This is a genomic window from Cupriavidus sp. BIC8F, assembly GCF_032465815.1.
Classification (GTDB): Bacteria; Pseudomonadota; Gammaproteobacteria; order Burkholderiales; family Burkholderiaceae; genus Cupriavidus; species Cupriavidus necator.
On the sequence record NZ_CP136094.1, the window covers coordinates 2102808 to 2116601 of the forward strand.

9 protein-coding genes are annotated in these 13794 nt (G+C 69.4%); 4 read left to right on the top strand and 5 right to left on the bottom strand.

From position 1 onward, the window contains the following. Positions 1–428 precede the first annotated feature (428 nt). The 4 genes from RS901_RS09845 to RS901_RS09860 all read right to left on the bottom strand — a co-directional run bounded on the left by RS901_RS09845 (position 429) and on the right by RS901_RS09860 (position 7868). Entirely contained in the window at positions 429–1727 is a 1299-nt protein-coding gene (locus RS901_RS09845) for an MFS transporter (protein ID WP_316153282.1), read from the bottom strand. 81 nt (positions 1728–1808) lie between these two features. Beyond that, a complete protein-coding gene (gene hutU / locus RS901_RS09850) occupies positions 1809–3503 on the bottom strand; it encodes a urocanate hydratase (protein ID WP_316153284.1) in 1695 nt (564 codons plus the stop codon). Positions 3504–3691: 188 nt separating this feature from the next. Further along, on the bottom strand, positions 3692–4438 hold the full coding sequence (gene hutC, locus RS901_RS09855; RefSeq protein WP_013955740.1) for a histidine utilization repressor: 747 nt from the start codon (positions 4436–4438) through the stop codon (positions 3692–3694). Positions 4439–4484: 46 nt separating this feature from the next. After that, positions 4485–7868: a diguanylate cyclase gene (locus tag RS901_RS09860; protein ID WP_316153285.1), complete on the bottom strand. Its 3384-nt coding sequence runs from the start codon at positions 7866–7868 to the stop codon at positions 4485–4487. A 342-nt stretch (positions 7869–8210) separates the two neighbouring features. On the opposite strand from RS901_RS09860, the gene RS901_RS09865 reads away from it, so the two are divergent. Both RS901_RS09865 and RS901_RS09870 read left to right on the top strand, forming a co-directional pair. Beyond that, entirely contained in the window at positions 8211–8609 is a 399-nt protein-coding gene (locus RS901_RS09865) for a nuclear transport factor 2 family protein (RefSeq protein WP_153954881.1), read from the top strand. A 99-nt stretch (positions 8610–8708) separates the two neighbouring features. Next, complete coding sequence (locus tag RS901_RS09870) at positions 8709–9596, top strand: c-type cytochrome (RefSeq protein WP_316153287.1); 888 nt, start codon at positions 8709–8711, stop codon at positions 9594–9596. A gap of 9 nt (positions 9597–9605) precedes the next feature. Here the strand turns inward: RS901_RS09870 and RS901_RS09875 are convergent, their stop codons facing one another. Continuing rightward, complete coding sequence (locus RS901_RS09875) at positions 9606–10694, bottom strand: acyltransferase (protein ID WP_316153448.1); 1089 nt, start codon at positions 10692–10694, stop codon at positions 9606–9608. A gap of 331 nt (positions 10695–11025) precedes the next feature. On the opposite strand from RS901_RS09875, the gene RS901_RS09880 reads away from it, so the two are divergent. Then, positions 11026–11490: a (2Fe-2S)-binding protein gene (locus tag RS901_RS09880; RefSeq protein ID WP_010813052.1), complete on the top strand. Its 465-nt coding sequence runs from the start codon at positions 11026–11028 to the stop codon at positions 11488–11490. 15 nt (positions 11491–11505) lie between these two features. Further along, positions 11506–13764 (top strand): xanthine dehydrogenase family protein molybdopterin-binding subunit, encoded by a 2259-nt coding sequence (locus RS901_RS09885; RefSeq protein WP_316153290.1) that lies wholly within the window; start codon positions 11506–11508, stop codon positions 13762–13764. Positions 13765–13794 lie beyond the last annotated feature (30 nt).

The following is a 13794-nucleotide window of genomic DNA, read 5'->3' on the forward strand; positions in this document are numbered from 1 at the left end:
CAACAGGTGCCGGGGGTTCGCCGGGGTGGCGAAGGGGGTGGGCAAGGCGGGGTCGGTCATGTGTGTCCTCCTTTGTTTTTGGCATCGGCCGGGACGCCGGGCGGCATGCCGGCATACCTGTCTGGCGCTGTGAGCGGCGGCCTATATTGCACGCGCCGTGCCAGGCCGAAAGGGCGGCAGGCGTTGTGCAACTTGTTGAATACAAAGGAGAAAAGGATGTGATTCCGGCGCACGGTTCGGGAATCCGGACCGGAATGCGACAACGCCGTTCGGGAATCCGAACGGCGTTGTAGGTGTTAACCCGCGGTTTTAAGGGGCTGGCGGCAGGCTCCCCGCTCCCGCACGCGGGACAGGGAGAGCAAGGCCCAGACAAGCTTGGGTGGCGTCGGCGCACCCTGCGTGAGCGGTCTGCGCCGGCGCCAGGAAACTCATTTCAGTCGCCGTCCCAGCGTTTCGGGCACCATCGCCAGACCGATCAGCGACACCAGGCCGCAGCCGATCACGTACAGCGCGGGCGCATTGACGTCAGCGGTGACCTGGATCAGCCGGGTCGAAAAATACTGCGCAAAGCCGCCGAAGATCGCGATCGCCACGCAATAGGCGATCGACAGCCCGGTGGCGCGCAGCCGCTGCGGCAGCACTTCGCTGACCAGCACCATCGAGGCCGGCGCGGTCATCGACATCGGCACCGACAGGCAGCCCACCACCACCAGCAGGCGCATGAGCGACGGTTCGGCGTTGATCAGCACGAAGGCCGGGTAGACCATCGCCAGCAGTGCCACGCGCGACCACAGCACCACGGTCTTGCGGCCGATGCGGTCAGCCAGCCAGCCCGCGAACGGCGACAGCACCACCTGCACCAGCGCCGCCACGCACGCCGCCCAGATGCCCAGCGACAGCGGCATCTTCAGCACGCTGACCGCGTAGTTGCTGAGGTAGTACACGACGATATAGGTCGACGAAGCCAGGCCGATCATCAGCAGGATGCTGGCGATCACCTCGCGGCCATGGCGGCGCAGCAGCGGCCATTGCGCGGCGTGCTCGCCATGGCGCACGGGCGTGGCGGTTTCTTCGAGCCGGCGGCGGATCACCAGCCCGACCGGGATCACCAGGATGCCGATCATGAAGGCGAGGCGCCAGCCCCAGGCTTCCAGCTCGGCCGGCGCCAGCACGTTGCTCAGCACCAGGCCGGTGATCGCGCCCAGCAGCGCCGCCAGGCCCTGGCTGAACGGCTGCCATGCGGTATAGAAGCCGCGCGTGCGGTCATCGGCGTATTCCAGCAGCAGCGCGGTCGATGCGCCCATCTCGCCGCCGATGGCAAAGCCCTGCACCAGCCGCGCCACCACCACCAGCACCGGCGCCAGGATGCCGATCTGCGCGTAAGGCGGCGTCACCACGAAGATCAGCGAGCTCAGCCCCATCAGCCACAGCGTCAGCGCCACCGCCGGCTTGCGCCCGGCGCGGTCGGCGTACATGCCGATCAGCAGGCCGCCCAGCGGGCGCATCAGGAAGCCGACGCCAAAGGTGGCGAACGACATCAGCAGCTGCCCGGTGGGGTTGTCGACCGGGAAGTAGAGCCGGCCGATCAGCGTGGCAAAGAAGCTGTAGACGACGAAATCGTAGAACTCCAGGCCATTGCCGATGGTGATGGCGGCAATGGCGCGCGTGCGTGACAGCTGCGCCTGGGGCGCAGCGACCGCCACGCCGGCGGTGGTGTCGATGGACATGGGTGTCTCCGTAAAACGATAAGGCGCCGGCCGGGGCGCACGTGGCGGCCCGGCGGCAGAACGGCTCTTGCTGGCCGCGGGTCAGTCGCGCGATGCGTGGTTCAGCATCGGCAGGTCCAGGCCCTGCTCGCGCGCGCAGTCGACGGCGATCTGGTAGCCGGCGTCGGCATGGCGCATCACGCCGGTGGCCGGGTCGTTGTGCAGCACGCGGGCGATGCGCGCGGCGGCCTCGTCGGTGCCGTCGCAGACGATCACCACGCCCGAATGCTGCGAGAAGCCCATGCCCACGCCGCCGCCATGGTGCAGGCTGACCCAGGTGGCGCCGCTGGCGGTGTTGAGCAGCGCGTTCAGCAGCGGCCAGTCGGACACCGCATCCGAGCCGTCCTGCATGGCCTCGGTCTCGCGGTTGGGGCTGGCGACCGAGCCCGAGTCCAGGTGGTCGCGGCCGATCACCACCGGCGCCGACAGCTCGCCGCTGCGCACCATCTCGTTGAAGGCCAGGCCCAGCTTGGCGCGCAGGCCCAGGCCCACCCAGCAGATCCGCGCCGGCAGGCCCTGGAAGCTGATGCGCTCGCGCGCCATGTCGAGCCAGCGGTGCAGGTGCTCGTCATCGGGGATCAGTTCCTTGACCTTGGCGTCGGTCTTGTAGATGTCCTGCGGGTCGCCCGACAGCGCGGCCCAGCGGAACGGCCCGATGCCGCGGCAGAACAGCGGACGGATATAGGCGGGTACGAAGCCGGGGAAGTCGAAGGCGTTGGCCACGCCTTCTTCCTTGGCCATCTGGCGGATATTGTTGCCGTAGTCGAAGGTCGGCACGCCCATCTGCTGGAACGCCAGCATGGCGCGCACATGCGCGGCCATCGAGGCCTTGGCGGCCTTGACCACCGCCGCCGGCTCGCGCTGCGCGCGCTCGCGGTATTCATCCCAGCTCCAGCCTGCCGGCAGGTAGCCGTTGAGCGGGTCATGCGCGCTGGTCTGGTCGGTGACCATGTCCGGGCGCACGCCGCGGCGCACCAGCTCGGGCAGCACCTCGGCGGCATTGGCGCACAGCGCGATCGAGATCGCCTTGCCTTGCGAGGTATAGCGGTCGATGCGGGCCAGCGCGTCGTCAAGGTCGGTGGCCTGCTCATCGACATAGCGGGTCTTCAGGCGGAAGTCGATGCGGCTCTGCTGGCATTCGATGTTCAGCGAACAGGCGCCGGCCAGCGTCGCGGCCAGCGGCTGCGCGCCGCCCATGCCGCCCAGGCCGGCGGTCAGCACCCAGCGGCCCTTCAGGTTGCCGCCGAAGTGCTGGCGGCCGGCCTCGACGAAGGTCTCATAGGTGCCCTGCACGATGCCCTGGCTGCCGATGTAGATCCAGCTGCCGGCGGTCATCTGGCCATACATGGCCAGGCCCTTGGCATCGAGTTCGTTGAAGTGTTCCCAGTTAGCCCAGTGCGGCACCAGGTTGGAGTTGGCGATCAGCACGCGCGGCGCGTCGCGATGGGTGCGGAACACGCCCACGGGCTTGCCCGACTGCACCAGCAGGGTCTGGTCGTCTTCCAGGCGGGTCAGGGCCTCGACGATGCGGTCATAGCATTCCCAGTTGCGGGCGGCGCGGCCGATGCCGCCATAGACCACCAGCTCCTTCGGGTTCTCCGCCACCTCGGGGTCGAGGTTGTTCATCAGCATGCGCAGCGGGGCTTCCGTGAGCCAGCTCCTGGCCGTCAGCGTGGTGCCGCGGGGGGCGCGGATTTCGGTGTCGCGGAAACGCGTGGTGGTGGTGGTCTTGGTCACGGGAACTCCTTCGGTCGTGCTGGTCTGGAACGCTCGCCTTCTTGGGCGATGCATAGGCATGTATATTCCTGTATATACAAGTACGTATGAATCGGGGTTATCCCGTAGATCGGCCAGCGCCGCCGCGGCGTTTTAATCACAAATGATGTTGGAGTCCCTTGCGCCCTGGCGCGCGGGCAGCTACGGGCCTAGGACGTGAACCGGCCTTCCAGGCGATGCAGGGAGCCGGGATGCACCAGCCGCACCGACGTCACCACGCGGCCCGCGGACCAGGTGCGGCGCCGGATCAGCAGGCAGGGCTCGCCCCGCTGGATGGCAAGCAACCCGCACTCTTCCGGCAGCGCCAGCACGGCCTCGACCACGTGCTCGCCTTCGGTCAGCGGCGCGATGCGGGACAGGTATTGGTAGGGCGTTTCGCTGGTGAAGTCCTGCGCCAGGTAGTCCGGCGCCACCGCGGCATTGACATAGCGGTCCTCCAGCTGAATCGCCACGTCGTCCTCGTAATGCACGATCACGGAATGGAAGACCCGCTCCTCCAGCGCCACCTCCAGTGCCGCGGCCTGTGCCGGGCCGGCGCGTTCCGCCTCCAGGCTGATGACCTGCGCGTGATGCCGGTGCCCGCGTGAAGCAATGTCTTCGGCAATATTGTTCACCGCATACAGCGCGGTCCGCCGCTTGGGTTCGGCGACGAAGGTGCCCACGCCCTGCAGCCGCACCAGCATGCCTTCCGCGGTCAGCTCGCGCAGCGCGCGATGCACGGTCATGCGGCTCACGCCCAGGGACTCAACCAGTTCGGTCTCGGACGGCACGCGGTGATGCGGCGGCCAGCTGCCGTCAGCGATCCTGCTGCTGATGTGCTGCTTGACGCGCGCATAGAGCGGCGCCGGCATAGAGTCGGACACGAGCGACAACGGGTTCCCCTTGGGTTTGGCCATGCGGCCATGTGACAGGCGCCGAATTTATCATGGCCCGGCGCCCTGGCTACGATGCCTGCGTGTCGCGCTGCTGGCATCCGGCCAGGAACACGTCCAGCGCCACCGGCCGCCCGATCACATACCCCTGCGCATAGTCCACCCCGATCGCGCGCAGCGCATCGAGGGTGCGTTCATCCTCCACCCACTCCGCCACCGTGCGCACCCCCAGCCGGTGCCCGATGTCGTTGATCGAACTGACGATCTCGCGGTCGACCGCGTTGTCGGCCAGTTGCCGGATAAAGCTGCCGTCGATCTTCAGGAAGTCCACCGGGAACTGCTTCAGGTAGGCGAACGACGACAGGCCCGAGCCAAAGTCGTCCAGCGACACGGTGCAGCCGGCGCGCCTCATCTCCGCCACCAGCCGGTTGGCCGCGGCCATGTTGTTGATCAGCGCGGTTTCCGTGATCTCCAGCCGGATGCGGCTGGCGGGCAGTGCGCTGGCCTCCAGCTCGCCATGCAGGAAGGGCAGCAGGAAGGGCTCGCCGAGCGAATTGGCCGACAGGTTGATCGATACCGACAGCCCGGGCACGGCGCCCAGGCGTTCGCCGTAGCCGCGCAGCACGTTGCGGATGACCCAGCGGTCGACATGGCCCATCAGGTCGTAGCGCTCGGCGGCGGGAATGAAGGCGCCGGGCATGATCAGCTCGCCATGCTCGTCGACCATGCGCACCAGGATTTCGATATGGCGGTGTTCGGCGCCGTCTTCGCTCTCCTCGGGCTGCAGTGCGCGGATTTCCTGCGCAAACAGGCGGAAGCGGTTGGCTTCGAGCGCCGAATGAATGCCGGCGGCGACTTCCAGCTCGCGGTGGTGGCGGCGGGCGTCGCTCTCGTCGCGGCGGTAGACCGAGACGCGGCTGCGGCCGGCGGCCTTGGCGGCGTAGCAGGCCACGTCGGCGCGGCTCATCAGTTCGCTGACCGGGGGCACGTCCAGGTCGATGGCGGCGATGCCGATGCTGGCGCCCACATCGTACACGCGCCCTTCCCACGGGAAGCGGCGGCCGCGGATGGCGTCGATCACGCCCTGGCAGACCTGCTCGGCCTGGTCGACGGTGCAGTCCTTGAGCAGCAGCGCGAACTCGTCGCCGCCCAGGCGCGCCAGCACGTCGTCGGGACGCACATGGTTGCGGATCATGTAGCCCAGTTCGCGCAGCAGCACGTCGCCGGCGCCGTGGCCGGCGGTGTCGTTGACGATCTTGAAGCGGTCCAGGTCGATGAAGCACAGCGCGGCGCGGTGGCCGTGCAGCCGCGCCGCGTCGCAGGCTTCGCGCAGGCGCTTCTCGAACCAGGTGCGGTTGGGCAGCCCGGTCAGCGCATCGTGCATGGCCGACCGCGCCAGCTCGCGCTGCAGCGCGCGCGCGGTGGTGATGTCCTGGAACACCAGCACCGCGCCCAGCACCTCGCCGCGCGCGGTCAGCACGGGCGCGGCCGAGTCCTGCACGTCGTGGCGCTCGCCGGTCAGGCTCTGCAGTACCGCACCGTCCTGCAGGTAGGCGGGTGCGAGCGTGCGCAGGCAGGCTTCGACCGGGCTGGGGATGGGGTCGCCGGTGGCTTCGTCGACGATGCGGAAGACCTGCTCCAGCGGCAGGCCGATGGCGCTGGCCATGGTCCAGCCGGTCAGCTGTTCGGCAATCGGGTTCATGAAGGTCACGTGCATGGTCGCATCGGTGCAGATCACCGCATCGCCGATCGAGCGCAGCGTGATGTGCAGGCGTTCCTTCTCTTCGAACAGCGCCTCGGTCAGGCGCCGCTGCTCGGTGATGTCCCAGTTGGTGCCTACCAGGGCCTGCGCGGTGCCATCGCCGGTGCGCGTGACCATGGCCATCGCGCGCACGTGGCGCACATTGCCGCCGGGACGCGCGATGCGGTATTCGGTATCGAACGGCGCCTCGCCGCGGATGGCCTGGCGCATCTCGCCGCTGACGCGGCTGACGTCGTCCGGATGCAGCATCGCGATCCATTGCTCCACCACTGGCGTGCCGCCCGCGGGGTCGGTGCCGTGCAGCGCGTGCATGCGCGCGTCCCAGCTGATGCCGGCGCTGGTGAAGTCCCACTCCCAGATGCCCACGCCGCCGGCTTCAGTCGCCAGCTGGATGCGGCGCGACAGCCGTTCCAGCTCTTGCTGCGCCAGCTTGCGCGCGTGGACGTCTTCCGCCTGGGTGATGAATTGCTGCGGCTCGCCGGTCTGTTCGTCGCGCACCAGCGATACCGCCAGCAGGACCCAGCGGTAGTGGCCGTCCTTGTGGCGGTAGCGCTTTTCCAGGCGGTAAGACTCGATCTGCCCGGACAGCAGGTTGTCGACCTGGCGCAGGTCGCCGGTCAGGTCGTCGGGGTGGGTCAGCTGCTGGTAGCTCAGCTCGCGCAGCTCGGCCGCGCTGTAGCCCAGCAGCTCGGTCATGGCGCGGTTGACGGTCTGCCAGCGGCCGTCCATGCCGACCAGCGCCATGCCGATGGCCGAATGCTCCATGGCCTGGCGAAAGCGCTTGTCGCTGCTGCGCAGGCTGGCGCGGCCATGCCGGTTCTGCTCGGTCAGGTAGGCGATGCAGACCGGGAACACCATGATCACCGCCGCCGACAGCGGCACCGCTTCATGGCGGTGCGCGAGCAGCATCAGCGCCTGCAGGCAGAGCGTGGCAACCAGCGTCAGCAGCGCGGTGGCAAACGGATTGCCGGCCAGCGCCACCAGCACCAGCGGTAGCGACATCGCGGCAAACGGGTCATGGCCCTGCCACTGCGCGACGACGCCGATGGCCAGGCACAGCGCCAGAGCGCCCGCCTGCGGCGCCAGCAGCAGCCGCGCGATGGCGGCGCGCACACGCACCGCCGTCATCGACAACATCATCGGCAGCAACAGCGCCATGCCGAGCGCGTCCGCCTGCCACCAGGTCCACCAGACCGAGGCGAAACTGGTGCCATGTGTCGTGGCGATGGCCATGGCGCCGGCAGTGGCCCCCAGTGCCGGCGCCAGGATGCCGCCCACCGCCAGCATCACCGCAAACGCGGCCAGCGGACCGTGGCGTCCCAGGACGGCATGCCGGTCCAGCAGACGCAGCAGCCCGAGCGCGAACAGCATCTCGGCCAGGTTGGCGCCGGTCAGCATCAGCGCGGTGGCGACGCTGTCGCCGGCCGCGTAGTTGGCCAGCACGCTGGCGCCCAGCATACCGGCCAGCAGCCATGGCCCTTCCGTGCGCGGCCGGTGCAGCAGCAGGCCCAGGCCGAAGGCGTTGGGCAGCCACACCGCCGCCACCGTACCGGGCAGCCGCGCCAGCCACAGCGCCGCCGCCGCCAGCACGAAATAGCCGGCGCCGGCCAGCAGCAAGGGCAGCCAGCGGCGCGGCGGGGCAGGATGGTCGTTGGCGGCCTGGTGGCTCGGCGGGGCCGTGTCTGGCGTCATGGACGAGAACGATGCAAAGGCGGTGCGTCTGGGTGGGAAGGAGGCGGATTGGCCGGCGCGCCCTGGGCGGCACGGCCCCGGATGCGCGGACGGACTGCCGCCCAGCGTAGGGGCAATGTAGCGAGGATAAGGAGGCGGCCATCGGCAGGACAGGGGGCAGGTTGGGGGCTTTCTTGCCACTGGTGCTGGGGGCAATTTTTTGGTAGGAGCCATCAGGCATGCGCGGGTAACCCAGTTCATAACCTCACGGGTAATCGCGCCGCGGCCCCGCCGCGCCCATCATGCAGACATGGCCTGACCCCAGGCCCTTTACGGATTCCCAACCAAGACCAGGAGTACGCCATGTCTGCCGCCATCCAAGCCCAAGTCACTGCCGATCCCGCCGCCCTTGCCGACCGCTACCTCGCCGCCTGGAACGAGACCGACGCCGCGCGCCGGCGCGAGCTGGTCGCGCTGGCGTGGACGGAATCGGCAAGCTATGTCGATCCGCTGATGCGCGGCGACGGCCATGCTGGCATTGACGCGATGATCGCCGCGGTGCAGGGGAAATTCCCCGGGTTCCGCTTTACCCGCGTGAGCCCGGTTGATGCGCACGGCGAACACCTGCGCTTTACCTGGGAGCTGGGCCCGGCGGGAGAGCCGGCGCTGGTGGTCGGCACCGACTTCGCCACGATTTCCGCCGATGGCCGGCTCGCGCGCATGACCGGCTTCATCGACCGGGCCCCGGCCGGGCTGGCATGACCGAGGCGCGCGCCGCCGCTATGTGGCCTTCCCCACCGACAGCCCCCCGCCCACTGGCCGCAAGCTGCTGCATCCAGTGCGGCGGACAGGGGAGAGCAAATGGCGCGATTTCTGCGGGTGGCGGCATGGGGGCTGGCCGGCACGGCTGTCGTCGTGGCCGTGGCGGCCTATGTCGCGGTATGGGTCGGCGAGCGCAAGGCGGCGCGCATTGTCGAGGTCAAGGTTTCACCCATCGCAATCCGTGAAGACGCCGCCGGCATTGCCCACGGCAAGTACCTGTTTGAATCGCGCGGCTGCATGGAGTGCCACGGTGCCGGCGCCGGCGGCAAGCAGGTGATCGACGATCCCGGCGGCCTGCGCGTGCGCGCGCCGGACCTGACGCGCGCCAATCCGGCCATCGCCGCCTACCAGCCGGTTGACTGGGTACGGAGCATCCGCCATGGCGTGGCACCCTCGCACCGGCCGCTGCTGATCATGCCCAGCGAGGATTACAACCGCCTGAGCGATGAGGACCTGGGCGCGCTGGTGGGATACCTGCGCAGCCTGCCGCCGGCGATGGGGGCGCCCGCGGAGATCCGCATGCCATGGCTGGTGCGGGCGTTGTACGGTGTGGGCATCGTGCAGGACGCGGCCGCCAAGATCGACCACCGCCTGCCGGTGCAGCCTGCAATGGTGCCGGCGCCCACGGCCAGGTATGGCGGCTACGTCGCCAATGCCTGCCTGGGGTGTCACAGGCCGGACTTCCGCGGCGGCAAGATCCCGGGCGGGCCGCCCGACTGGCCGCCCGCGGCGGACTTGCGCCCCGTGCCGGGCGGCGCCATGTCGCGCTACGGCCAGGCTTCGGCCTTTATCGCGATGATGCGCAGCGGCAAGCGGCCCGATGGCACCGAAGTGAGCCGTGTGATGCCGTTCGATTCGTTCGGACGCATGAACGATACCGACCTGACCGCGCTTTATCTGTTCCTGGCCGGCATGCCGCAGCGCTGAGCGCGCGCGTCAGCGCCGTGCCAGCCGCCGGCCGGCGGCGATGCCGGGCAGCTCTACCCAACGGTGCAGCAGCAAGGCCAGCGCCAGCGCCAGGCCGGCATCGATGGCAAAGCGCAGCAGCTGCAGCGCGGTCTGGTCGGGCGCCAGTTCGGGCATTAGGCGCTTGACGCCCTCGATCACGGTGGGGTGCGTCAGGTAGAGCGCATACGACAGCTCGCCCAGCCAGACCAGCGCGCGCGGCACGCGCAGCACGCCGGCGTGCTCGGCCGCCACGGCGCCGGCCAGCAGCAGCGCCGCGGGCAGCCCGCGTCCGGCCAGGCTGAAGTCGGGCCCGACCAGCGGCAGCGACAGCGCGAACGCGGCGCAACCGGTTGCCAGCATGCCCGCCGCGATGGCCGGCGTCAGCAGGTGGCGCCAGCGCGCGTAGGCCCACGCCAGCCCGCAGCCCAGCAGGAACTCCAGCACCAGCGGATTGCTGGCCATGGCCAGCCACGGCGTGGCGAACGGGTAGCCCTGCGCGGGATCGGCCGCCAGCGCGCCGAAGCGCCACCACGGCAGCACCAGCGTGGTCAACGCAAAGACCCCCAGCACCACCAGCAGCGCGCGCCGCCCGGCCAGCAGCAGGCCCAGCGCGAAGGCGGCGTAGAACGCCAGCTCATAGTTGAGCGACCAGCCCACGTACAGCGCCGGATAGCCGTAGTACGGCGCGTGGCCGGTGGCAGTCGGCAGGAATGCCAGTGACGCCGCGAACACCGCCGGCGTGACCGGATTGAGCAGCAGCGCATGGATGGCCGACATGGTCCAGTACGGCGGCGCCAGCCGGCAGCAGCGCCGGATCATGAAGCTGAGCGGGCGCTCAGGCTGGGGCCGGGCCAGCACCGCGACCCAGGCGATGATGAAGCCGCTGATGACAAAGAACACGTCCACGCCGACATGGCCGCGCTTGATCACGTTGTCGGTCAGCCAGCTGAGCGCCGGCGCATCGGCGCCGCCCAGCGCCAGGCCGGAGTGGTAGACCACCACGAACGCGGCGGCCAGCCCGCGCAGGGCCTGGATGCTGTCGAGCCGCGCCACCGACGGGGACTGGGCAGCGGGCACGCGCGTGGCAGCGGTGGCGTGCGGGGCCGGTGCCGTGGAGGCGCCGGGATAAGTGTGTTCTGGAATAGTCGATGGCACTGTTGCGGCGACAGGAATCGGAAGGCGAAGGGATTCATGAGGGACAGCCGCCGCATGCCCAAAGTTCGTGCAAAACGGATCCGGGGGCAGGGTAGTGCGCATGGTGTTCGGCAAGGTGACCGAAATTCCACTATCCTCACTTGTCCCTTGCGCCAGGCTGCGGCGCATGGGCAGTGCCCGCGCGCCGTATGATTGCGCCCGGCGGGGGCACTGGAAAGAACCAGCGGGCAACGTACCCAAGGAGTGTCCCCCCATGACCACCCTCAATATCAACGTCAACGGCAAGACCCGTGAAGTCGACGTGGACCCGTCCACGCCGCTGCTGTGGGCGCTGCGTGACAACCTTGAAATGACCGGCACCAAGTTCGGCTGCGGCATGGCCGCATGCGGTGCCTGCACCGTGCACGTCAACGGCCAGGCCACGCGCAGCTGCGTGACGCCGGTATCCGCCGCTGCTGGCGCGCGCATCACCACCATCGAAGGCATCGGCACTGACAAGGTCGGGCGCGCCGTGATGGACGCCTGGCTCAAGCATGACGTGGCGCAATGCGGCTACTGCCAGAACGGGCAGGTGATGAGCGCCATCGGCCTGCTGCGCACCAAGCCGCGGCCCACCGACGCCGACATCGACCAGGCCATGGCCGGCAACCTGTGCCGCTGCGGCACGTACCAGCGCATCCGCGCGGCGATCAAAGACGCCGCCCGTGCGCTGGCCTAAGCGGGAGGAGTGATTATGCGAATCCGAGGCATCGAGGCACTGGCCGGCGGCCAGGGCGGCAATGATGGCGAAGCGGTCCAGCACGGCGGTATCGCCACGCTGGACCGCCGCAGTTTCCTGAAGCTGACCGGCCTGGCCGGCGGCGGGCTGGCACTGGGCGTGGCGCCGCTGGCGCAGGCGCAGGACGCGGCCAGGCCCAGGACCACAGCGCCGCCGCCGCAGGCGTTCCTGATCATCGCGCCGGACAACACCGTCACCGTGGCCGTGAACCGGCTCGAGTTCGGCCAGGGCGTGCACACCGCGCTGCCGATGGCGCTGGCCGAAGAGCTGGACGCCGACTGGCGCAACGTGCGCGCCACGCTGGCGCCGGCTGGCGACCCGTACAAGGACCCCGCCTTCGGCATGCAGATGACCGGCGGCTCCACGGCACTGAACCACTCGTTCGAGCAATATCGTGAACTGGGCGCGCGCGCCCGCGCCATGCTGGTGGCAGCGGCCGCGCAGCAGTGGAAGGTTGATCCGGCCAGCTGCAAGGTGGAGCAGGGCGCCATCACGTCCGGCAGCCATCGCGCCACCTTCGGCGAACTGGCGCCCGCGGCGATGGAGCTGCCCGTGCCGCAGCGGGTCACGCTGAAAGACCCGTCGCAGTTCCGCATCGTCGGCAAGCCCACGCCGCGGCTGGACTCGCGCGGCAAGATGGACGCGACCACGCCGTTCGGCATCGACACGCACCTGAAGGGCATGGTGGTGGCCGTGGTGGCGCGCCCGCCGCGCTTTGGCGGCAAGGTCAAGAGCTTCAGTGCCGACAAGGCCCGCGCGGTGCAGGGCGTACGCGGCGTGCTGCAGGTGCCGGTCGACCGCGGCGGTAGCGGCGTGGCCGTGATTGCCAGCGGCTACTGGCCGGCCAAGATGGGCCGCGATGCGCTCGACATCCAGTGGGAAGACGCGGGCTCGAAGGTGTCATCGCAGGCGCTCTTCGACGAGTACGCAAAGCTGGCCGGCCAGCCCGGCACGGTGGCGCGCGCGGGGAGCGGGGATATCGGCTCGGCCATCAACGGTGCCGCGCGCAAGATCGAGGCCGATTTCCGCTTCCCGTACCTGGCGCACGCGCCGATGGAGCCGCTGAACTGCACGCTGCAGCCGGAAGTGGCCGGCGGCAAGGTGCAGTCGGTCAAGGTCTGGGTGGGCTCGCAGTTCCAGACCGTCGACCAGGCCGCGGTGGCGCGCACGCTGGGGCTGGCGCCGGACAAGGTGGTGCTCAACACCATGATGGCCGGCGGCGGCTTCGGCCGGCGCGCGGTGCCGACCTCGGACTACATCGTGGAGGCGGCCAACGTGCTCAAGGCCTGGGTGGCCGCCGGCCACACCGAGCCGCTCAAGGTGGTCTGGAGCCGCGAGGACGATATCCGCGGCGGCTACTACCGCCCGCTGCACCTGCACCGCGCCCGCATCGGGCTGGATGCGCAGGGCAAGGTGGTGGGCTGGCAGCACACCATCGTCGGCCAGTCGATCCTGAAGGGCACGCCGTTCGAGGCCTTCATGGTCAAGAACGGCGTCGATGCCACCATGACCGAGGGCATCGTCGAGAACGACTATGACCTGCCGCTGCAGATGTCTGTGCACCATCCGCAGGTGGACGTGCCGGTGCTCTGGTGGCGCTCCGTGGGCAACACGCACACCGCCTTCGTCAAGGAAACGCTGGCCGACGAAATGGCCGCCGCCGCGAAGCAGGACCCGGTGGCATTCCGCCTGGCCCGGCTTGACGAGAAGAAGCACGCGCGCCACCGCGCCGCGCTGCAGCTGGCGGTGGACAAGTCCGGCTATGGCAAGCGCAAGCTGCCCAAGGGCCATGCCTGGGGCGTGGCCGTGCACGAGTCGTTCAACACCGTGGTGGCGTATGTGGTCGACGTCTCGGTGGTGAAGGGCGAGCCGCGCGTGCATCGCGTCACCGCCGGCGTGCATGCCAACCGCGTGGTCAACCCGATGTCGGCCGAGGCCCAGATCCAGGGCGCGTGCATCTTCGGGCTGGCGATGACCAGGCCGGGGTTTGCCATCGAGATCGAGAACGGCGCCGTGAAGAACAGCAACTTCCCGGACTATCCGCCGCCGCGCATCACCGATGCGCCGGTGGTGGACGTGTTCTTCGTGCCCTCGCAGGAGAACCCCACCGGCCTGGGCGAGCCGGGCGTGCCGCCGATCGCGCCGGCGGTGGCCAATGCGCTGTTCACGCTGACCGGCAAGCGCCAGCGGCAGTTGCCGTTCGTGATGGCGTAGACGGGCCTGGCACGATGACCGGCGGCGGCG